Origin of the sequence: Nocardia sp. bgisy134 (genome assembly GCF_965341865.1) — a bacterium.
GTDB lineage: Bacteria > Actinomycetota > Actinomycetes > Mycobacteriales > Mycobacteriaceae > Nocardia.
This window is the reverse complement of the sequence record NZ_CBDQZP010000008.1, coordinates 14,771-35,147: the sequence shown is the minus strand read 5'-3', so window position 1 is coordinate 35,147 and position 20,377 is coordinate 14,771. Positions and strand designations below refer to the sequence as shown.

The window sequence follows — 20,377 nt, the reverse complement described above, 5'->3', positions numbered from 1 at the left end:
GAGCCGATGCTGAGCGGGGTGACGCGCTGGCGGTTCAGCGCGCTGGAGTTTCGGGTGCTGTGGGAGTCGACGGGTCGGGACGTGCTCCCGTACCCCTTGGGGCATCGATGGCAGGACACCGGTGTGCCGGAGGATTTCCGTCGTGCCTGGCAGGTGGCGGCCATGGCGGTGTGGACGCATATGGACGACAACCTGTTGCGCGCGTTGGACGTTCTGCTGCGGCCCGAGGCGCGCGTCGAGGTGGCAGGATTCCGTGGTCTGCGGCGTGAGCACCGGATTCGAGCGCACGCGGGGGTGCACTACCAGCACGGTGCGATCGTCACGCAGCGGCCGGGTGTGGATCACGATCACGGCGGCGAGGTGGAGCTCGCGTTCCTCACCGCGGATCAGGTCGCGCCCGCGATCATCGGCGCGTTGCCGAAATGCCCTCCCGGACGCGGTGATTCGCTCTCCATCGATGTCCGCGATCTGGCCGGTCCGCGCGGCGTGAACACCGACCCGTGGCGGCGCGGACCGAAGGACGAATTCGATCGCTTCTTCAACCGGCCGACCACCTGTATCGCGCACGTGGCGGTGTATCCGCTGGGCAGTGTCGACAATCGACACATCGCGGGCAGGCAGGACTTTCAGGTCAACGACTTCGAGGGCGATGGGCGGTACATCAGTTTCGGCGAGGACAAGGTCGTCGCCAAACCCGCGCCGCAGCAGGCTTTGATCAATACCGTGCAACAGCGGATCAATCACCTTGTGGAGGGCGTGCGCAACGGCAGGTTCGCCGCACGCTGAACCCGCTGCGTCGGGTACCGGACGATCTGTTCTCGGCATTCCCCGGCCGGTCCGGTGACGGCGGTTCAGGACACGCCCGACCGAATGCCCACCGCCTTCACAGCACCAGGATGATCCGGTCGCGGTTGGCCGGGTCGACGCGGATCGAAATGGTCTCGCCGAGGCTCAGTTTCGGCTTGTCGGCGGGCATGACGTCGAAAACTATAGAACCCCGGTAGGTTTCGGAGCCGGGGACGGTGAGCTCGAGGTCGATCTCGGTGAGTTCGCTGTGGTGGTCGGTGCGCTCGAGCGGGTGCACGCCTTCGACGGTGGCCCAGCCTTCGAGGCCGTGGCGCCAGAGGTGGCGGTCGGCGCGGGAGGGGCGGGCGGCCAGCATCATGCCGATGCCGACGCAGGAGCCGAAGACGCCGACCAGGGCGACGATCTGGAACGGGACCGTGCCGGGCGGCGTGCGGTGCACGAGCCAACCCAGCCAGAAGCACAGGATGATCAGGTACGCGGCGGTGACGCCGAGCACCGTGCGCAGAATCCGTGCGTGATCCATGCGTGCCTCCCGCCTTCTCTCGGCCGTGCGCATCTGTGGGGACTCGGTCCGGCTGTGTGCGGTCGTGGCTGGACGTCGTCCGGCTGTGCGGTCTGTGGACGGACTTCGTCCGGTCGTGCCCGGGTCTTCGAACGGACTTCGTCCGGCTGCGCCAGTCGGTGTACACCCCTCCTGACCTCGTACTTCAAGCATAGGCGGCCACCATGCTCCGATTCGGTTCCTTGCGAATATCGGTTTCGTAGCGTGGTCGTGCGGTGGCGGTCGCTCCCTCCGCGAGCCCGTCGAACCCCCGATCGCCCTGTCCGATCTCCGCCAGCGCCGGGCGCGCCTCGCGCGCCACGCTGTTCCCATGCCGAGCGCAACCACTACCGACGTGCTGACCGGAATGTATGCCGCGGAGGCCGCGTACTTCGCCGCGGGCGGCCCCGGCCGCGCACCCTTCGCAACCACTCTGGCCCCGTTCTTCGCCGAGGACGTGGTGCTGTACCAGGCCGACGGGATGCCGTACGGCGGGATCTGGCGAGGGCATGCCGGGCTGGAGCGATTCTTCGTGGCGATGGCGGCGGTATGGGAGTCGTTCGAGATGGTCGCACAGGAGCTCCTGGCGACCGGGGAGACGGCCGTGGTGCGCACCGACGTGCGCGCCCGGGCCCGGGCGACCGGCCGCGAGCTGCGCTTCCCGATCTTGCAGACGCTTCGCGTCGAGGACGGGCGGATCGCGGAAATCCGCCCGTTCTACTGGGATACGAAGGAAATCGCCGCGGCCTGCACGATGGCGCGGTAGGCGTGCGCCGCGTCTAACCCTTCAGCCGCAGCACCGCCAGTACGCGCCGATGGTGCGTATCCGATGGCGGCAGATCGAGTTTGGCGAAGATGTTGCCGATGTGCTTTTCGACGGCCCGCTCGGTGACGGTGAGGGCGTCGGCGATGGCGTTGTTGGACAGGCCCTGTGCCATCAGCTCGAGCACTTCGCGTTCGCGCGGGGTGAGCCTGGCCAGCGAATCCTGTTGGCGGGAGGCACCCATCAGCTGGCTCACCACCTCGGGGTCGAGCGCGGTGCCGCCGGTGGCGACGCGGTACAGGGCGTCGACGAAATCGCGCACGTCGGCGACCCGGTCCTTGAGCAGGTAGCCGACGCCGCTGGCGCCACCGGCGAGAAGCTCGGTGGCGTAACGGGTTTCGATCCACTGGGAGAAGACCAGCACGCCCGTCATGGGGTACTTCCTGCGCAGTTCGATGGCGGCGAGCAAGCCCTCGTCGGTGAACGAGGGCGGCATCCGCACGTCCACCACCGCCACATCGGGGTGGTGTTCCCCGACCACGTCGCTCAACGTGCTCGCGTCGCCGACCATCGCGACCACCTCGTGGCCGCGCTCGACCAGCAGACCGGCCAGGCCATCGCGCAGGATGGCGCTGTCCTCGGCGATCACGATGCGCAGCGGCGCGCTCACTGCGGGTCCCCTTTCGGCAGCAGGATGGTCACCACGGTCGGCCCGCCGGTGGGGCTGTGCACGGCAAGGGTGCCGTCCACCGCGCGCGCCCGCGCCGCGAGACCCGCGAGGCCGCTTCCCCCGGCCTGTGCGCCTTCGGCCGGAGGCAGCACGCCGCCGATTCCGTTGTCCCGCACGGTGACCGCGATGGTGCGCAGACTGTCGGGCAGTACCGAGACCCACGCCCGGTCCGCGTGCGCGTGCTTGACCACGTTGGTGAGCAGTTCCGCGACGGAGAAGTAGGCGATGGCCTCGATGGCCGGGCTCGGCCGCCGCGGCAGGTGCACCCGCAGTTCGACGGGCACCGCGCTGCGGGCGGTCAGCGTCTCCAGCGCCGGGCCGAGGCCGAGTTCCAGCGCGGGCGGATGGATGCCGCGCACCAGTTCGCGCAGTTCGGTCAGCGCCTCCTTGGAGCTCGCGTGCGCGTCGGCGATCAGATCGGTGGCGTCGCCGCCCGCCGCGATGCGCTCCTCGGCCCTGCCGAGCGCCATGGCGATGGTGACGAGCCGGGCCTGGGTGCCGTCGTGCAGGTCGCGCTCGACGCGCCGCAGCGTGGCGGCCGCGTCCTCGACGGCGGCGCGCCTGCTGGCCCGCAGCTCGACCAGCTGACGGTCTCGCACGGTGGCCGCCAGCAGCCAGACGGTGAGCAGCCGGTGCAGGTGGCAGACGCCGCGCACCAGCCAGGGCAGCGCGAAGCAGCCGACGACGCCGAGTGCGGCGACGACGAGCACGCGCGGCCAGGAGTCGACGTAGAAGGAACCGAACTGCATGAGCGAATGGTGTTCGACCCCGTTCTCGTCGACGTTGATCGGATCGAACAGCGCCCACGGGATCGGCGAGATCGCGATGAACACCACCATCGCGACGACGATCAGTGTCAGATAACCGATCACCACCCCCAGCACGAACTGCGCGAGCAGGAACAGCATCGCCCGCCAGCTCGCCCGGTCGGTGAACGCGCTCTTCAGGAACCCGAACAGCCCGCGCTGCGGGGTGAACGCCGGTGGCGCTTCCACCGGCGTGCCGAGCAGGCCGCGGCACAGCGTCCGGTAGACCCGTCCCCAGACGCGGCCGCCGAGCAGCACGAGCGCGAGCAGCGGGATGCCGACCAGGACGATCGACGCGTAGAGCCCGCCGCCGAAACCGAAGAACAGGTAGCAGACGGCGAGGCATCCGAGCACGAACGCGGCGATCAGATAGGCGAACTCCTTCCAGGTCCTTGCCTGGATCGGCGCGCGGAGGACGGCCGACAGCGCTGCGCGGCCGGTCCGCTCGCGTGGTGCGGCCTGCTTGTCGAGCACGAGGGTGGGTTCGGCTTGTGTCTCGGTCATGGGCTCCATGTTTCTCGCCGACCTCGGCGTTCTCGATGGAGCTGACCGCCGAATCGAGGGTGTGGCCAGCTACACCATCGCGCGACCGTGAGCGGCGCGACCGGCCGGTGCGGTTGTCCGGGCCGCCCGGCCGGTTTTGGAACTAGCATCACCCGCATGACTTACCCACCGCCGTACGGCTATCCGCAGCAGCCCTACGGTAATCCGTACGGTCCGCCGCCGGACCACCCGCAGTCCACCACGATCCTGGTGCTCGGCATCCTCGGGCTGGTGCTGTGCCAGCTCTGCGCGCCGTTCGCCTGGGTGATGGGCAAGCGGGCGCTCGACGAGATCGACGCGTCGGGCGGCGCGATCGGCGGACGCGGCAACGTCAAGGCGGGCTATGTCTGCGGCATCGTCGGCACGATCATCATGCTCGTCTACCTCGTGGGCATCATCGCCGTCATCGTGATCTCGATCATCGCCGCGAACTCGTCGTCGTCCTACTGAGCGGCGCAGCCCGGCGACGACCGCGGGCGGCGCCGCGCAGTCGGGAGCGCGGGCCGAGGTGCGTTTGCGCGCCGGAACTAGCATCGTCCAGGTGAGTTACTCGTCGTCGGACACCACGGACCTTTCCCCGGGGGAGCACCTCCCCGGGCCCACCGAGTGGGGCGAGCACCCGCACGGCGTCGGTCCGTGGCTCGACGAGCACGGCGCCCCGCCGCCCGACGACCCGCGGCTGGATCCCGAACTGCTGGCGCACGGCGACCGCCGCAACGTGGTCGACGCCTACCGCTACTGGTCGCGCGACGCGATCGTCGCCGACATCGACGCGCGCAGGCATCCGTTCCACGTCGCCATCGAGAACTTCGGGCACGACGCGAACATCGGCACCGTGGTGCGCACCGCCAACGCCTTCGCCGCCGCCGCGGTGCACATCGTCGGCAGGCGGCGGTGGAACCGCCGCGGCGCCATGGTCACCGACCGCTACCAGCACATCGAGCACCACACCGACCTCGCCGAACTGCTCGCCTTCGCCGAGCGCGCGGGTCTCACCGTGGTCGCCGTGGACAACGTCCCCGGCTCGGTGCCGTTGGAGTCCGCGCAGTTGCCGCGCGACTGCCTGCTGTTGTTCGGGCAGGAAGGTCCCGGCGTGACCGCGCACGCGAAAGACGCGGCGGCGATGACGGTCTCGATCGCCCAGTTCGGTTCCACCCGCAGCATCAACGCCGGGGTGGCCGCCGGGATCGCCATGCACGCGTGGATTCGCCAGCACGCCGATCTCGCGACGGCGTGGTGAACGATCTTGTGGTGTGCACGATTCGGCGTCGGCCGGGTAACAATTCGGCGGCGGGAACTGGCTTCCAACTGGCACCATTGAGGGATGACCTCGCGGAGCCCACGGACTGGGCAGGATGCTGCACCAACGCCCGCGCTTTGGTCGGAGCGGGCGGATATGGCGGAATCCGCGATCGTCTCCCGGCACCTGCGGGCCCTGTGGGCTTGTCCCAGAACGGAACTCGGCGTCGTCGGCTGGCCGGCCACCAAGCGTGAGCGCGCCTTCGTGTCCTGGCACTACTGGTGGCAGGCGCACCTGATCGACTGCGCGGTGGACGCGGCCAACCGTGCGCCGACATCGGTGCGGCGCAAGCGGATCGGCGAACTCGTGCGCTCGCACCGCATTCGCAACATCACCGGCTGGACCAACAACTACTACGACGACATGGCCTGGCTCGCCATCGCTTTGGAGCGTGCCGAGCGGACCCAGGGCGTCACCGAGGCGCGCGGCGCGCTGGTCGCGCTGGAGAAGAAGCTGTACGAGGCGTGGAATCCGGAGGTCGGCGGCGGCATCCCGTGGCGGGTCCGCGCGGACTACTACAACGCGCCCGCCAACGGCCCCGCGGCCATCGCGCTCAACCGCCTCGGTCGGCACACCCGTGCGCAGGAGATGGCGGACTGGCTGGACGCGACCCTGCGCGATCCCGGCACCGGCCTGATCCTGGATGGCATCCACCTGCCCTCCGGGGTGATCGAGCGCCCGACGTTCACCTACTGCCAGGGCGTGGTGCTCGGTGTCGAGGCCGAGCTGGCGATGCACACCGGTGAGGAGCGGCACCTGGAGCGGGTGCACCGGCTGCTGGTCGCGGTGGAGGACCACATGACCGCGGGCGGCGTCATCAAGGGCGGCGGTGGCGGCGACGGCGGACTGTTCAACGGGATCCTCGCCCGCTACCTCGCGGTGGTCGCGATGATGCTGCCCGGGGACGATCGCCAGCAGGTCGCGGACCGACAGGCCGCGGCCGCGATCGTGCGAGCCTCGGCCACGGCGGCCTGGGCGAATCGTCTCGAGGTCGAGGGCGAGCCGCTGTTCGGCGCCGACTGGAGCAAGCCCGCCCAGCTGCCCGGTGGCACGGCCGGGGCGGGCTACTTCACCTCGGGCGGCTCGGTGACCTCGTCGAAGGTGCCCGAGCGCGATCTGTCGGTGCAGTTGTCCGGCTGGCTGCTGATGGAGGCCGCCTACCAGGTGAGCGCGGCCGGGCTCTGATCCACTTTCGGCGCTCGGCGACGACGCCGAGCGCTCGATTCGTGTGCTGGTCCGCCGGTTCTCAGTACTCGACCCGGGGGAGCACCACGGTCGGTGCGTCGACGTCCACGTCGAACTCCTCCGCGGGCTTCGCCATCTCCAGGCGGTAGTGCCGGATGCCGAGGATGGTGCCGATGATCAGGCCGAGCACCAGCGTGCAGATCACGCCGGGCATCAGCCACGGCACGCGCTCCAGGAAGCTGCCCGCGTAGAAGCCGATGAGCAGCAGCACCGGGGCCCAGATGATGGCGCCGATGGTGCTGGCGACGGTGTATCTGCGGTGCTCCATCCCCGCGGCGCCCGCGACCATCGGACACAGTGTCCGCACCCACGGAATCCACCGGGCCACCAGCACCGCGAGAAAACCGTGCCGTTGCAGCAACTCGGAGACCCGTTGCAGATTGCGGGCGTTGATATATCGGCCGTCCTTGCGGGCCACCAAGCGGTGGCCCGTGCGTTGCCCGATGACGTACCCGACTTGGTTGCCGGAGATCGCGGCGACCATCGCTCCCACCGAGAGCGCCCACACCTGCGCTTCGCCGGTGGCGTGCGAGGCCATCACGATGCCCGCCGTGATCAGCATCGAGTCACCGGGCAGGAACAGCCCGATGATGAACGCGCATTCCAGGAAGACGAAAGTCAGTACCACCGTCCAGACGAGCGCGGGGCCCGCCGAGATCAGCGGATCGAAACTGCCCACCGCGAGGGGCGACGACGCGCTGGACACCGGCCTCAGCGGGTGGTCTCGTTCGCCGAGGCGGTCAGCTCGGGCTCGACGACCTCGGGCTCGGCGGCGCCGCGGTTCGTCAGCTTCTTCGCCACCGCCACGATCCCGGGCAGGATCGAGACGAACACGATGAGCAGGAAGATCGCCTCGACGTGCTCGCGGATGAAGTCGACGCCGCCGAGGAAGTAGCCGAGGATGGTGACGCCGCCGCCCCACAGGACGGCGCCGATGATGTCGAACGCGACGTACTTGCGGTAATCCATCTTGGACACGCCCGCGAGCACCGGCATGAAGGTGCGCACGATCGGCACGAACCGGGCCAGGATGATCGTCTTCGGGCCGTGCTTCTCGAAGAACGCGTGCGTCTCCGTCACGTAGGACTTCTTGAAGAAGCGGGTGTCCTCCTTGCGGAAGATCGCCGGGCCGATGGCGCGTCCGATCCAATAACCACACTGGTCACCCGCGAAGGCGATGAAGACGACGGCGGGCACCAGCACCCAGATTGACACCACCGGAGGGTCCTGCGCGGCCAGTAGGCCGCCGGTGAACAGCAGTGAGTCGCCGGGCAGAAGCGGGAACAGCAGACCGGTCTCGATGAAGACGATCACGAGGATCGCGGGCAATACCGCGTTCTTGAGCCACGTCTCCTGGAGCAGGTACATCGGGTCCAGCAACTGGGTCAGCGCGAGGTTCGTCGTCACCGATTCGGTCGCTGCCTGCAGAATCACGCGGCCTCCTGTCCCGGGATGCGGCTGGCCTATATACGTTGCTTGCCACCGCGTCGGAAGCTGCCAGCGCAATTACCCGGCCCACAGTACCGGGTCGGACTGAGAATCCCCCGTCGAGCGAGAAATTACCCTCGATCAACCAGGCGGATCGCACCGCTGCTGTGACCGAGAGCCGTGGTCGGCCGTGGTCCGGATCACAACCGGACGGGCCGCCCGGTTCGTTCCGGGCTGCCCCGACTGACCCGCCCGCGATACCGGGCCGTATAGGTCGCGAAACGCCCCTGCCTTAGGGTATGGCCTGACAGAATTTGGCTACCGCCTTTTGCCGCACGACACGGAGGTCTTCACAGTGCCCATCGCGACTCCGGAGGTCTACGCCGAGATGCTCGGTCGGGCCAAAGCGAACTCCTTTGCCTTCCCGGCCATCAACTGCACCTCGTCGGAGACGATCAACGCGGCCATCAAGGGCTTCGCCGACGCGGGCAGCGACGGCATCATCCAGTTCTCCACCGGTGGTTCGGAGTTCGGCTCCGGCCTCGGCGTGAAGGACATGGTCACCGGTGCGGTCGCGCTGGCGGAGTTCGCGCACGTGGTCGCCGCGAAGTACGACGTGACAATCGCGCTGCACACCGACCACTGCCCCAAGGACAAGCTGGACAGCTTCGTCCGTCCGCTGATCGCCATCTCCCAGGAGCGGGTGAACGCGGGCGGCCTTCCGCTGTTCCAGTCGCACATGTGGGACGGCTCGGCGATCCCGATCGACGAGAACCTGGAGATCGCCAAGGAGCTGCTCAAGGCGACCGCCGCCGCGAACATCATCCTCGAGGTCGAGATCGGCGTCGTCGGCGGTGAAGAGGACGGCGTCGAGGCCGAGATCAACGAGAAGCTCTACACCTCGCCCGAGGACTTCGAGAAGACCATCGACGCCCTCGGCGCCGGCGAGAACGGCAAGTACCTGCTCGCCGCCACCTTCGGCAACGTGCACGGCGTGTACAAGCCGGGCAACGTGGTGCTCAAGCCCGAGGTGCTGGCCGAGGGCCAGCGCGTCGCGGCCGCCAAGCTCGGCCTCGGCTCGGACGCGCAGCCGTTCGACTTCGTCTTCCACGGCGGCTCGGGCTCGCTGAAGTCGGAGATCGAGGACTCGCTGCGTTTCGGCGTGGTGAAGATGAACGTCGACACCGACACCCAGTACGCCTTCACCCGTCCGGTCGCCGCGCACATGTTCGCCAACTACGACGGTGTGCTCAAGATCGACGGCGAGGTCGGCAACAAGAAGACCTACGACCCGCGCAGCTACCTGAAGAAGGCCGAGACCTCGATGGCGGCGCGCGTCCTCGAGGCGTGCAATGATCTGAAGTCTGCGGGGCGGTCGATCAGCGCCTGACCCCTGTCTCTCCGGGGGCCCGAGCTCATGAGTCTTGATGTGCGTGTGCTCGGGCCCGTTCGGCTGCTCGTCGGTGGTGAGCCGGTGGCGGTCGGCGGGCCCAAGCCGCGAGCGTTGCTTGCCGCGTTGGCCGTCAATCGGCGGCGCGCGGTGGCATCGGCCGCACTTGCCGACATGGTGTGGAACGAGGATCCGCCGGATTCCTACGCCGCCAGCTTGCAGGTGTTCGTCTCGAACATCCGTAAGGCGCTGCGGAATTCGGGTGTGGATCCGGCGCAGGTGTTGCGCACCGAGTCCTCGGGCTACCGCCTGGAGATCCCCGAGGAGGCCTGCGACCTCGGCCGTTTCGAGGCCACCAGAGATGCCGCGGCCAAAGCCGCGGGCGTCGGCGATCACGCGGGCGCGGCACAGTTGTTCGGCAACGCCCTGCGCGAGTGGAGCGGCCGGGCGATGTCCGACCTCGCCGGTCTGCAATTCGCCGACGGCTTCGCCACCGCGATGGACGAGGAGCGGCTGCTCGCTGTCTCGGCCCGCATCGACGCCGAGATCGCCTGCGGGCGTACGTCTTCGGTGATCAGCGAGCTGGTCTCGATCACCAACGAGCATCCGTTGCGTGAACCGCTGTGGGGTCAGCTGATCACCGCGCTCTACCTCTCCGGCCGTCAGGCCGACGCGCTCGACGCGTGCCGCAGGGTGCGCACCGTGCTCGCCGACGAACTCGGTATCGACCCCGGCCCCGCGCTGGTCGAGTTGGAGCAGCGGGTGCTGCGCCAGGAGCCGTTGAACACCGTGGAGTTCAAGCGCACCGAGCGTTTGGCCGCCGCCATGACCGAGACCGTCACCGAGCTGCCGCGCTCGGTGCGCAGCGGTCAGCTGCGCATGCCGGACGGGCGGGTGCAGCCGATCGCGTTGGGCGGCATGCGGATCGGCCGGATGACCGACAACGACCTGGTGCTCGACGACCCGAAGGCCAGCCGCTACCACGCGCACATCATGCCGAGCCGGGCCGGACTCCTCATCAAGGACCTGCATTCCGCCAATGGCGTGTACATCAACGAGGAGCCGATCGAGAGCGGTGCGCTGCTCGCCGACGGCGACGTCATCCGGATCGGGGCGACCGTCCTGGTCTTCCAGGCGGTGCAGTAGGGCGGGTACGCCTCAGTTGCAGGCGATGCCGTCCCCGTCGGTGTCCAGGTACGACGCGTAGCCGGGCTGGCCTCGGTACAGCGGCCAGGCCCCTTCTGCGCGCACCTGATCGCAGTCGGTGTAGTACCGGCGCGGACGCTCGTCGTTCTCCTCCGGCGGCGGCACGTTGTTGCCCTTGGGTCCCGGTCGGTACGTCGGTCCGGGATCGGCATCCCGCGGGCCCGACACCACCGAAAACGGCGGCGACTCGGCGACAGCGGGTGCGGCGACGCCCATCACGCTCATAACGCCGAAGGCCGCGACGGCGCAGCGGCGTATCACTGAAGTGCTCACGCATCCAACGTGCGCCTCAGGACGGAGTCCGTCAACAGCCTCGGCGACCGGCCGACACTCTCGGCTGTCCAGGGGATTTCGAAAAGTATCTCCTGGTCTGCGGGTGATGGCCGGTAGGGTCGACCCGACCGTGAGTCCGTCAAACGTCGAGGGGTTGCATATGGCCATGCGGCTGATGGCCGCGGTCGGCGCCGTGGTGTTCGGGGCCGGCGCGTTGGTGTACGGCGATCGACCGCTCGCGCAGGCGGCACCACCGCCGGGCGTCGCGGCGGGTGTGCCGGGCAGCGGCCCGTGCGTGAGTGACCCTCGGCCCGTTCACGAACCGCTCGTTCCCAAGACCCTCGAGGTGCCGATCCCGTATCCGGTGATCACCGTGCTGCCGCCCCAGCAGCCCGACCCCGTGCCGGTGCGCACCGACGTCGCGCTGCCCGAGGACCCGTGCGTGAACCCGTGCCCCGATCTCACCGACGGCCCGCCGCCTCCGCCCGGCCTGGCAAGTCGGCTCGGCATCCCCGAGATCCTGTTGAGCCCCAAGCCTTTCCACTTCGGCGTGCCCGGCCCCGGCCCGGATCCAGGTCCGGTGCCGCCGCCTCCGCCGCGCGTCGTCCCGCCCGTCGAACCCGCGGCGCAGTCGCCCGAGCGCCCGGCGCCGCGCATCACCGCGGTGCGCGAGGTGGCCAAACAGACCGGCGCCAACTCGGTGAACCGCACCGACAAGCGCTGGCAGGTGGACGGCACCGACCTCGGCATCATGTGGGAGAGCGCGCCGGGCGAGATCGCGGTCGCGTTCGGCGACACCGTCGGCCGCGGGTTCCATCCGCCCGGCGGCATGGGCGGCGACTGGCGCAGCAACGTGCTCGCCTTCAGCACCGACCGCGAGTTGTCCGACGGGATGACCTACGACCGGATGGTCACCGACGGCCGGTGCCACGCCGCCGAGGTGTTGTCCAGCCGCAAGCTCGACAACGTCGAGATCACCACCATCCCGACCTCCGGTTTCGCGCTCGGCGATCGGCAGTACCTGAGCTACATGTCGATGCGCACCTGGCACAGCGTGCCTGGCACGTTCTTCACCAACTACGGCGGCATCGCCTACTCCGACGATCACGGCCAGACCTGGACCAAGGACCCGCACGCGCGCTGGGACAACATCTTCGGGCTCGCGAATTTCCAAGTGAGCGCGATGGTTCCGCACGGCGATCACGTCTACGTGTTCGGCACGCCCAATACTCGGCTCGGCAGTGTCGGCCTGGCGAGGGTCGCGAAGGACCAGATCCTCAACACCACCGCCTATCAGTACTGGCGAGACGGCGAGTGGACGCCCGTGGGCGGATCGGGCGGCGCGACACCGATCGTCGACGCGCCCGCAGGCGAACTCTCGGTCCGCTACGACGCGGCGCGCGGTGTATGGCAGATGAGTTATCTCGACACCGCGCGCGCCGCCATCGTTGTGCGCGAAGCGGATTCGCCGCAGGGCGTGTGGTCCGCGGGCACGCCGACAGTCACCGTGCTCGACTACCCCGAGCTGTACGGAGGTTTCATCCACCCGTGGTCGACGGGCTCGGATCTGTACTTCAAGATCTCGACCTGGAGCGACTACAACGTCTACCTGATGCACGCCGCCATCGAGGAGTGACGATCAGGAGAAGCGCACCTCGGCGACGGCGCGGCCGAAAAGCTTGCGGCCTTCGGCGGTGCCGCCGAGCACGATGGTGCCCGCCCGCCGCTCGGGGTCGAGCGACTTGATCTTGCCGGTGAACTCGATCGTGCTCGCCGCGTCGGCGCGCACCGGAACGAAACCGGAGAAGCGGACGCTGAACTTCTCGAAGGCCGTGGGATCGCCGAGCCAGGCGGTCAGGTACTCGGCGGCCAGGCCCATGGTCAGCATGCCGTGCGCGACGACGGTCGGGAGCCCGACCAGCTCGGCGGCGCGCTCGCTGAAGTGAATCGGATTGGGATCGCCCGCGACACCCGCGTAGTTGGCCAGGTCGCCTCGGGTCAGCGAGGCGGTCCCGGGGGGCAGCTGGCCGCCGACGGTCAGCTCGTCGAAGTTCGGGCCCGTGTGCACGGCCCGCGGCGGGGGGATGCGCGTCTGTTCGTCCGTGTCGGACTCGATCGGGACGAGCGTGTCGTGCTGGAACGGATCACCGGGCTCCGGCTCCGGACGCGAGTGCATGAAGATCTTGTCGACCGCCTCGATCAGGTTCGGGTCCACCTCGGCGCCGCGGCGGGCCACGATCGTGGTCGAGCCGACCTGCAGGATCTCGTCGTGCTGGTTGGCGAGCTCGAACTTCACGGTGATGAAGTCGTTGTCGCCGAACTGCCGGATCGACTCGATCAGCATCTGGGTGCGGATGGAGTCACCGGCCAGGATCGGCCGGTGCATCTCGAAGACCTGATCGGTTTGCAGGATCTGGGTCAGGTCGTAGTCGGTGAGCACCGTGTCCAGCAGGGCATTGGTGCCCGCCATGCCGATCACCGAGGCGAAGGTGGGCGGCGCGACGACGCTGTCGTAGCCGAGCCTGCGTGCGCCCGGCTCGGCGTAGTGCGCGTCGTGATGGTTCTGCACCGCTCGCGCGAACTCGCGCACCTTCTCCCGGCCGACCTGGTAGTGGTCCCGAACCTGGAATCGTCGTCCTGCCAGCGACGCCGTATCCACGGCTCCCGGCTCCGCCATCGTCTGCTCCCTGCGCATGATCCGGGCCATGCTACTGGCCGTACCGGTCCGTTGACCAGGTAAGTGTGATCACTGGCACCGCTCACCCGGCTTGACGCCTATGGAGTTCCCGCGGGCGGATCACACACCTTCCAGCCGTTGTCGGTGCGCTCCAAATCGAAGGTGCGCGCCGAACGTTTACTCGGATCGGCATCGGTGTAGACGGTGGCCTGAGCGATGGCCGTGCCGTCGGTGATGCGGATCGCGTCGATGCTGTCCACCACCGGGATGTTCTTGCGTTCCTCGGAGAGTCGGTGCACGCCCGCGAACTGGTCGTCGGGGATGTTCTGGTAGAAGTCGTGCAGCGGCCCGCAGGTGCTGTCGCGCAGCGTGGGGAGGTCGCCGTCGCGCAGCGCGCTGGTGTAGTCGCCGATCGCGGTGCGGACCTTGTCCTCCTCGGTTTCACTGCCCGCAAACGCGAACAACCCGACGAGAACGAGCACCAGCACCGCGGCCGCGGCGCCCGCCACGAGCAGCCAGCGCTTCGAGCGACCCGCCGGCGCCGGTTCCGCGGCCGGGGTTTGGGTCGGCGGAGCCGGGGGGACGCGCTGCGGCTGGGCCATCGGGCGTGGTTGCTGCGGCTGTGGGTGCTGCTGGGGCGGACGCTGACCCGCCCCGTCCATCACCGACTGCGCCGGACGGGTCGCGTTGAGGTCGGCGGGCGAGGGCGCGGACGCGACCTGGCGCTGCTGGGGCGCCGGGCGCGGCGGCGAAGGCCGGGTGTCCTCGACCTCGTCGGGCGAGCTCGGCGGCGGACCCTGCGGACCGGCCTGGTGCGGACCCGCCGGACCCTGCGGACCGGCTTGCTTCGGACCCGGCGCGGGACGCGGGGTGGTCGGCGGCTTCGACAGCGGCCGCTGCCCCTGCACCTTGTCGGTGCCCGCCGGACGCTGAATCGGCAGCGCCATCGTCTTCGCGTCGTCGTCACCGAGGGGCCGGACGATCGGCATCGCCATCGTCGCGGCGTCCGCCCCGGCGATATCGTCCTGTGCATCCTGCGGCTCACGCCGCATCGCCATCGTCGCGGCGTCGGCCCCGGCGATATCGGCCCGCGCGTCCTGCGGCTCACGCCGCATCACCACGGTCGCGGCCTCCGCGCCTGCCGGACCGGGCTCGTCCTCCTCGTCGTCCTGGCCGACCAGATCGACCCGCCGCATGACCACGGTCTCGTAGTCGGCACTCGACGGTGCGGGACCCTGCTCGTCCGCACCGGCTCCGGCACCCGGCCGGTTCTGCGGAATCTCGGTGGTTTCGGCTTCGGCGGCGGGCTGGGCGGGAGCGCCCTGCGCGGGGGTGGAGCCCTGTTCGGCGGGGCCGCCTTGCCGAGCGGGAGCGGTGCCCTGCTGCGCGGCAGCCTGGTTGTCGACGGCCGCGCCCTGTCCGGCGGGTCCGCCCTGTTGCGCGGCAGAACCTTGCGGTCGCGAACCCGCGCCCTGCTGCGCGGCGGCCGCAGCTGCTGCGGCCGCGGCGGGGCGACCCGCGCCTCCCGAGTTCGGACGCTGCGGTGCGGCGGGTCCGCTCTGCTGACCGCCACCGGCTTGGGCGACGGGTGCGCCCTGCTGCGCAGCGGGTCCGCTCTGCTGAACGCCACCGGCTTGTCCGGCGGGTGTGCTCTGCTGCGTGGCGGGTCCGCTCTGCTGACCGGCTGAACCTCGCTGTTCGGCGGCAGCGTCGGGTTGTGCGGCGGCAGCGTCGTGCGTCGAGGCCGCGCCCTGACCTCCGGACGTCGCCTGCGGCGCGGCAGCGCCCTGCTGTCCGGCAGCTGCGCCCCCTGCTGCGGCTGCCGCCGGGCGACCCACGTCGGCCGCGCCCGGGTTCTGCGGTGCGGCGGGTCCACCCTGCTGAACGCCACCGGCTCGGGGTGCGGATGCGCCCTGCTGTGCGGCAGGAGCGCTCTGCTGAGCGCCTGCACCTCGTCGATCGGCATCGCCGGATTGTGTGGCAGCAGCGCCCTGCGTCGGGGTGGTGCCGTGGCCGCTGGAGGTCGCCTGCGAAGCGTCCGTGCCCTGTTGTCCGGCGGCAGCGTCGGCTCCGGGAGCGCCCGATCCAGCGGCGTCGGAACCGGTTGCGGCGGCGCTGGAGTCTGCTGTCGTGGCCGCGCTGGGCTGAGTGGCGGCAGGGGTGCCGGCCTGAGCAGCGTTGGCTCCGGCCGCGCCTTGCTGCGCCGCAGCCGTGGAACCGGGTGCGCCTTGCTGAGCGGCGGCCGTGGAACCGGGTGCGCCTTGCTGAGCGGCGCGCGTGGAACTGGGCCCGCCTTGCTGAGCGGCGGCCGTGGAACCGGGTGCGCCCTGCTGAGCGGCGGCCGTGGAACCGGGTGCGCCCTGCTGAGCGGCGGCCGTGGAACCGGGTGCGCCCTGCCGGGCGGCGGTCGTGTCTACGGCGCTCCCCGCTCCTGTGCCGGCAGGTGCTGCGGGTCCCGGTCGCTCCCATTCGGATGTGGTGGAGCCGCCACGTGGGACTTCTGTGGTCGCCGCGTCGGGTCGCCCGGGGTGCGCGGGGTCAGCGCCGGGGCGGTCTGTGGTTGCGGCGGGGGTCGTTGCGGCATCACGCTGTCGTGGCGTCGTGTCCGGTCTGCCTTCGAAGTCGCCCTGCTGCGGGGCGGCATTCGGCTCTCCGGACTGGGCACCACCAGCGGTGGCGGGCCGCGCCTGGGCGGTCGTGGTCCCGGCTCCAGTTGCTGCGGTTCCCGCGACGGTCGGTCGATCCCATTCGGTTGCGGGCGAGCCGCCGCGTGGGATTTCCGTGGTCGCCGCGTCGGGTGCGCCGGACTGCGCGGCATCAGCGCCGGGGCGGTCGGCGGTTGCGGCGGCGGAGGTTCCCTGCTGACCGGCCTGCGATGCGCCGGGGCGGTCGGCCGACGCGCTCGGGGCAGCGGAATCGGTGGGGCTCTCGTCCTGGTCCCAGGCTGCGCCGAACCCTCCGCCGGAGATGATCCGCGACTGGCCCGAACCCGCGGCGGGCATGGGCTGCGTGGGGGTGGTGGCCTGCGGGTTCTCCGGCACGACGGGACGCTGGTCGCGCGGGTCCCGCGCCCCCGCCTGATCGGCGGAACCGGCGTCGCGCGCCGGGTTCTTCTCGTCGTTCGGGTCGGACACCTACTACCCCTCGCTCCTAAGATCTGTGCAAGTCGACGGCCAGCCTAATAGGAACGGCCGGGCGAGGTCCGTCAATAACCCGCGCCCGGCCGCAGCAAACACCGAGGCACCGCCCTCGCCACGGCCCGCGGGCGCGCCCGCCCTGCCGGAGTGCACAATGAACCGCATGACCTCGTTCGGTGATCTGCTCGGCCCGCAACCGGTACTGCTACCCGAAAACCCCGAGGCGGAGGACGCGCTGCTCGACAACGCCGATCCGGTGCAGGTCGCGGCCGCGCACCCGGCGGCGTCGATCGCCTGGGCCTACCTCGCCGAGGCCGCTCTCGAGCGCGGCGGCGCGGGGGAGGCGGACGCCGTGGTGAACCACGACATCGTCGCCGCCTACGCCTTCGCCCGCACCGGATACCACCGCGGCCTCGATCTGCTCCGCCGGAACGGCTGGAAGGGTTTCGGCCCGGTGCCGTGGAGCCACGAACCCAACCAAGGCTTCCTGCGCAGCGTCGGCGCGCTGGCGAGGGCGGCCAAGGCGATCGGTGAGACCGAGGAATACGCGCGCTGCCTGGACCTGCTGGAGGACTGCGACCCGCGCGCCGCGGCAGAGCTCGGCCTCGACTGAGTCGTAGTTGATCGACCCGGATTCGCGTTTCGGCGTCGCCACGGCAGGCGGCGCCGAGCGACTGCGCGGCGCGTGGGCGCGCCTGCGGCTGTCGGCTCTCCCGATCGTGCAGTGCGCGCTGGGCGCGGCGCTGGCCTGGTTCATCGCGCACCAGATCGTCGGCCATCCGGTGCCGTTCTTCGCGCCGACCGCCGCGGTCGTCTCCATCGGCATCTCGTTCGGCGCTCGGCTCAAGCGCGCCATCGAGCTGGTGGTCGGCGTCGCGGTGGGCATCGGCATCGGCGACCTGTTCATCTCCAGCGCGGGCACCGGCGTCTGGCAGATCGCGCTGGTGGTCGCGGTGGCCATGGCGTTGGCCGTGTTCCTCGACGGCGGGTCCATCATCACCATGCAGGCGGCCGGTTCGGCGGTGCTGGTCGCCACACTGATGCCGCCTTCGGCGGGCGGCAGCTTCGACCGCATGATCGACGCGCTGATCGGCGGGCTGGTCGGGGTCGTGATCGTCGCGGCGATTCCGCTGCATCCGGTGCGCCGCGCCCGCGAGCACGCGGCGGAAATCCTTGCGGTGATGGGTAAATCGCTGACCCAGTGCGCCGACGGTCTGCTCGAGCAGGATCCGGAGAAGATCCGCGTAGGCCTCTCGGCCGCGCGCGCGACGCAGTCGCAGATCGATTCGCTGCGCTCCAGCCTGGAGGGCGGACGCGAGATCAGCCGAATCTCCCCGCTGTACTGGAACTCTCGGCCCCGCTTGGAGCGCATTCACGCCACCGCCGACCCGCTCGACAACGCCGTCCGCAATACCAGGGTGCTGCTGCGTCGTTCGCTCAGCCTGGTGCGCGACGACGAAATCCTCGACCCGCGCCTGGTCGACGAGGTGGAGCGGCTCGCCCAGGCCGTCGAGGTGGTGCGCAAGATGATGCTGGCCGACCCCGGTGAGCAGCCCGATCAAGCGGAGGCGGCCAGGGTGCTGCGCACGGTCGCCAAGGGCGCGCGGCCGGAACTCGTGGCGGGAGCCGGACTTTCGGCGCACGTGGTGTTCGCGCAGGTGCGTTCGATCGTGGTCGACCTGATGCAGGTGTGTGGCATGAAACGGATCTCGGCGATCGCGCTGTTGCCGCCGACGGTCCCGAATCCCTATGTGCGCCCGGAGGATTGACTCAGCTACTCAGCGGTTTTCGGACAATCGCACCGCCCGCGACGTATTCGGCGGCTGCTGCGGCACCGCCGAGCCGATCTTCGGGTAGTCCACTACTCGCGCCCGGCCGCGCCCCGCTCCCTAATCTCGTTTCGTGACCGCGACAACGAGGGGTGTTGCGGTCGAACACTTCGCACGACGATGCGGCGACGCACCGGCCATAGCGGTTGTGGTGGCCGGGCGGGTAGCGGCGCGGCGACGTCGTGCGGAGCAAGGTCGCCCGGCCCCGGCGAGGGCCGGGCGGCCGATTCTCACAACCAGAAACGCACGGCGCCTGCGCCTCTGGCGATCCACGACGACTCGACGCCGAACACCTCGCAGATGGTGTAGATCGCGTCGAAGAACGGTTCGTTGACCGCGGGCGTCAGAATGAGCGCGAACAGCAGCAGCATGCCGAGTGGCTTGAGCTGATCCAGCGAGCGCCTGGTCTGATAACTCAGCGACGGCTCGAGAATCCCGTATCCGTCGAGACCGGGAATCGGCAGCAGGTTCAGCACCGCCGCGGTCACCTGGAGGAAGGCGAGAAACGCCAGCCCGTACCAGAATGCGGCGTGCGAGGTCTGGCTGCCGAACACCTCGACCACGATGAGCAGCGCCACCGCGAAGGCCGCGTTGACCGCGGGGCCCGCGCCGCTGATCAGCCGCTGCATCCGTGCGCTGACGCTGTGCGTGTGCACGTACACCGCGCCGCCGGGCAGACCGAATCCGCCGAGCGCGATGAAAACCACTGGCAGCACGATCGACAGCAGCGGGTGCGAGTACTTCAACGGATTCAGCGTGAGGTATCCGCGCAGCTCCACCTCGTGATCGCCTGCGCGCCAAGCCATGTACGCGTGCGCGAACTCGTGCAGGCACAGCGTCACGATCCAGCCCGCCACCACGAGCACGAACACGCCGACGTCGGCCCGCGTCGAGCCGTAGTCCGACGCCCAGGCCAGCACGCCGCCCACGATGGTGATCGCGACGACGAGCAGGAACACCGGGCTCGGGCGAACCGCGCCGAGACCCGTTCGGCGTTGCGGGAAGGAGTAATTCATCGCACCAACAGCCAGGATTCGTTGTGCCGGTAGAAGGTCGAGCGCGGCACCGGGCGCTCGGTGAGAATGCCGTCACGAGTGACCACCGCACCCGGCGTCCCGAGTTGCGCGGCCCGGCCCGCGACCCAGCGGCGCTTGCGCAGACCCTTCCGCACGGTCGCCCGGACACCGGGCAGGTCCAGGGTCGGGGAGACGTGCATCGCGGCGACCTTGCCGGAGAACAGCTGGGTGTCGTCCACGTAGGCCTCGCCTTCCAGCTTCGCGCCCCCGGGGCCGGTGATGGTCGCCCGGCCGATCAGCACCTTGCCGGTGTCGTCGCGGACCAGCGGAGTCTCGGTCGCCTTGCCCTCGATCGCCCGCTTGGCGGCGGCGTTGCCGGTGCCGGTCTGGTAGACGCGCGAGCCGTAGGTCTTGTCGATCGGCACGTAACCGATCTCGACGTGCAGCCGCTCGGTGCGCATCAGGTGGGTCAGCACCGCGGCCAGCGCCGCGTCTTCGCCGAGCACGATCAGGCGCGGCAGGCTGTCGGCGGCGAGCACCGGGAGGAGCTCGTCGATCACCGCGGTGTCGGGGATTGCGGCCGTCTGAGTTGTCGGCAGTGCGGCGAGGGCGATCGGGACGGGCGCGCCATCACAGCGGAGAACATGGGTACTCAAACTGCCGTACACCCTCCTTGGATCCTGCCG

At 69.9% G+C, this 20,377-nt stretch carries 20 protein-coding genes; 10 read left to right on the top strand and 10 right to left on the bottom strand.

All coding sequences use genetic code 11. The features are described from left to right. Positions 1 to 18: 18 nt before the first annotated feature. The gene (locus tag ACRWNM_RS15780) at positions 19 to 786 is read left to right on the top strand and encodes an ESX secretion-associated protein EspG (protein WP_431968076.1); all 768 of its coding nucleotides are present in this window, start codon (positions 19 to 21) and stop codon (positions 784 to 786) included. A 97-nt stretch (positions 787 to 883) separates the two neighbouring features. On the opposite strand, the gene ACRWNM_RS15775 is transcribed toward ACRWNM_RS15780, so the two are convergent. Beyond that, a complete protein-coding gene (locus ACRWNM_RS15775; protein ID WP_431968074.1) occupies positions 884 to 1,330 on the bottom strand; it encodes a hypothetical protein in 447 nt (148 codons plus the stop codon). 349 nt (positions 1,331 to 1,679) lie between these two features. On the opposite strand from ACRWNM_RS15775, the gene ACRWNM_RS15770 reads away from it, so the two are divergent. Further along, positions 1,680 to 2,114 carry a nuclear transport factor 2 family protein gene (locus ACRWNM_RS15770; protein ID WP_431968072.1) on the top strand — a complete coding sequence of 145 codons (435 nt, stop codon included), beginning with the start codon at positions 1,680 to 1,682 and terminating at the stop codon, positions 2,112 to 2,114. 13 nt (positions 2,115 to 2,127) lie between these two features. Here the strand turns inward: ACRWNM_RS15770 and ACRWNM_RS15765 are convergent, their stop codons facing one another. Next, positions 2,128 to 2,781, bottom strand: coding sequence for a LuxR C-terminal-related transcriptional regulator (locus tag ACRWNM_RS15765; protein WP_431968070.1), 654 nt, complete (start codon positions 2,779 to 2,781; stop codon positions 2,128 to 2,130). Beyond that, a complete protein-coding gene (locus ACRWNM_RS15760; protein ID WP_431968068.1) occupies positions 2,778 to 4,151 on the bottom strand; it encodes a sensor histidine kinase in 1,374 nt (457 codons plus the stop codon). Before ACRWNM_RS15760 ends, ACRWNM_RS15765 begins: the two co-directional genes overlap by 4 nt. A 156-nt stretch (positions 4,152 to 4,307) precedes the next feature. Here ACRWNM_RS15760 and ACRWNM_RS15755 point away from each other — a divergent pair, with 156 nt between their 5' ends. The 3 genes from ACRWNM_RS15755 (at position 4,308) to ACRWNM_RS15745 (ending at position 6,675) form a co-directional block, all read left to right on the top strand. Further along, positions 4,308 to 4,640, top strand: coding sequence for a DUF4190 domain-containing protein (locus ACRWNM_RS15755; RefSeq protein WP_431968066.1), 333 nt, complete (start codon positions 4,308 to 4,310; stop codon positions 4,638 to 4,640). Between the two features lie 91 nt (positions 4,641 to 4,731). Then, on the top strand, positions 4,732 to 5,430 hold the full coding sequence (locus tag ACRWNM_RS15750; RefSeq protein ID WP_431968064.1) for a TrmH family RNA methyltransferase: 699 nt from the start codon (positions 4,732 to 4,734) through the stop codon (positions 5,428 to 5,430). Between the two features lie 156 nt (positions 5,431 to 5,586). Further along, positions 5,587 to 6,675 carry a glycoside hydrolase family 76 protein gene (locus ACRWNM_RS15745; RefSeq protein WP_431968062.1) on the top strand — a complete coding sequence of 363 codons (1,089 nt, stop codon included), beginning with the start codon at positions 5,587 to 5,589 and terminating at the stop codon, positions 6,673 to 6,675. Positions 6,676 to 6,736: 61 nt separating this feature from the next. On the opposite strand, the gene ACRWNM_RS15740 is transcribed toward ACRWNM_RS15745, so the two are convergent. Together ACRWNM_RS15740 and ACRWNM_RS15735 are read right to left on the bottom strand one after the other, a co-directional pair. Beyond that, on the bottom strand, positions 6,737 to 7,441 hold the full coding sequence (locus ACRWNM_RS15740; protein ID WP_431968060.1) for a DedA family protein: 705 nt from the start codon (positions 7,439 to 7,441) through the stop codon (positions 6,737 to 6,739). Between the two features lie 5 nt (positions 7,442 to 7,446). Next, positions 7,447 to 8,103: a DedA family protein gene (locus tag ACRWNM_RS15735; protein ID WP_431968545.1), complete on the bottom strand. Its 657-nt coding sequence runs from the start codon at positions 8,101 to 8,103 to the stop codon at positions 7,447 to 7,449. A gap of 415 nt (positions 8,104 to 8,518) precedes the next feature. Between ACRWNM_RS15735 and fbaA the strand changes: the two genes are divergently transcribed. Beyond that, complete coding sequence (gene fbaA, locus ACRWNM_RS15730; RefSeq protein WP_431968058.1) at positions 8,519 to 9,553, top strand: class II fructose-bisphosphate aldolase; 1,035 nt, start codon at positions 8,519 to 8,521, stop codon at positions 9,551 to 9,553. Positions 9,554 to 9,580: 27 nt separating this feature from the next. Next, on the top strand, positions 9,581 to 10,699 hold the full coding sequence (locus ACRWNM_RS15725) for a BTAD domain-containing putative transcriptional regulator (protein ID WP_431968056.1): 1,119 nt from the start codon (positions 9,581 to 9,583) through the stop codon (positions 10,697 to 10,699). 12 nt (positions 10,700 to 10,711) lie between these two features. Here ACRWNM_RS15725 and ACRWNM_RS15720 read toward each other — a convergent pair whose 3' ends face one another. Then, positions 10,712 to 11,032, bottom strand: a complete 321-nt coding sequence (locus ACRWNM_RS15720) for an excalibur calcium-binding domain-containing protein (RefSeq protein ID WP_431968054.1) — start codon at positions 11,030 to 11,032, stop codon at positions 10,712 to 10,714. Between the two features lie 160 nt (positions 11,033 to 11,192). Between ACRWNM_RS15720 and ACRWNM_RS15715 the strand changes: the two genes are divergently transcribed. Next, complete coding sequence (locus ACRWNM_RS15715; RefSeq protein ID WP_431968543.1) at positions 11,193 to 12,668, top strand: DUF4185 domain-containing protein; 1,476 nt, start codon at positions 11,193 to 11,195, stop codon at positions 12,666 to 12,668. 3 nt (positions 12,669 to 12,671) lie between these two features. Here ACRWNM_RS15715 and ACRWNM_RS15710 read toward each other — a convergent pair whose 3' ends face one another. Together ACRWNM_RS15710 and ACRWNM_RS15705 are read right to left on the bottom strand one after the other, a co-directional pair. Next, complete coding sequence (locus ACRWNM_RS15710; protein ID WP_431968052.1) at positions 12,672 to 13,709, bottom strand: fused (3R)-hydroxyacyl-ACP dehydratase subunits HadA/HadB; 1,038 nt, start codon at positions 13,707 to 13,709, stop codon at positions 12,672 to 12,674. A 98-nt stretch (positions 13,710 to 13,807) separates the two neighbouring features. After that, positions 13,808 to 16,843, bottom strand: coding sequence for a hypothetical protein (locus ACRWNM_RS15705; RefSeq protein WP_431968050.1), 3,036 nt, complete (start codon positions 16,841 to 16,843; stop codon positions 13,808 to 13,810). Between the two features lie 166 nt (positions 16,844 to 17,009). Here ACRWNM_RS15705 and ACRWNM_RS15700 point away from each other — a divergent pair, with 166 nt between their 5' ends. Both ACRWNM_RS15700 and ACRWNM_RS15695 read left to right on the top strand, forming a co-directional pair. After that, positions 17,010 to 17,459 (top strand): DUF3151 domain-containing protein, encoded by a 450-nt coding sequence (locus tag ACRWNM_RS15700; RefSeq protein ID WP_431968048.1) that lies wholly within the window; start codon positions 17,010 to 17,012, stop codon positions 17,457 to 17,459. Positions 17,460 to 17,466: 7 nt separating this feature from the next. Further along, positions 17,467 to 18,615 carry an FUSC family protein gene (locus tag ACRWNM_RS15695; protein ID WP_431968046.1) on the top strand — a complete coding sequence of 383 codons (1,149 nt, stop codon included), beginning with the start codon at positions 17,467 to 17,469 and terminating at the stop codon, positions 18,613 to 18,615. Between the two features lie 290 nt (positions 18,616 to 18,905). On the opposite strand, the gene ACRWNM_RS15690 is transcribed toward ACRWNM_RS15695, so the two are convergent. After that, positions 18,906 to 19,691, bottom strand: a complete 786-nt coding sequence (locus ACRWNM_RS15690; RefSeq protein WP_431968044.1) for a site-2 protease family protein — start codon at positions 19,689 to 19,691, stop codon at positions 18,906 to 18,908. Then, entirely contained in the window at positions 19,688 to 20,347 is a 660-nt protein-coding gene (locus tag ACRWNM_RS15685) for a hypothetical protein (RefSeq protein ID WP_431968042.1), read from the bottom strand. The genes ACRWNM_RS15690 and ACRWNM_RS15685 overlap by 4 nt, the downstream gene beginning before the upstream one ends. Between the last annotated feature and the right edge of the window lie 30 nt (positions 20,348 to 20,377).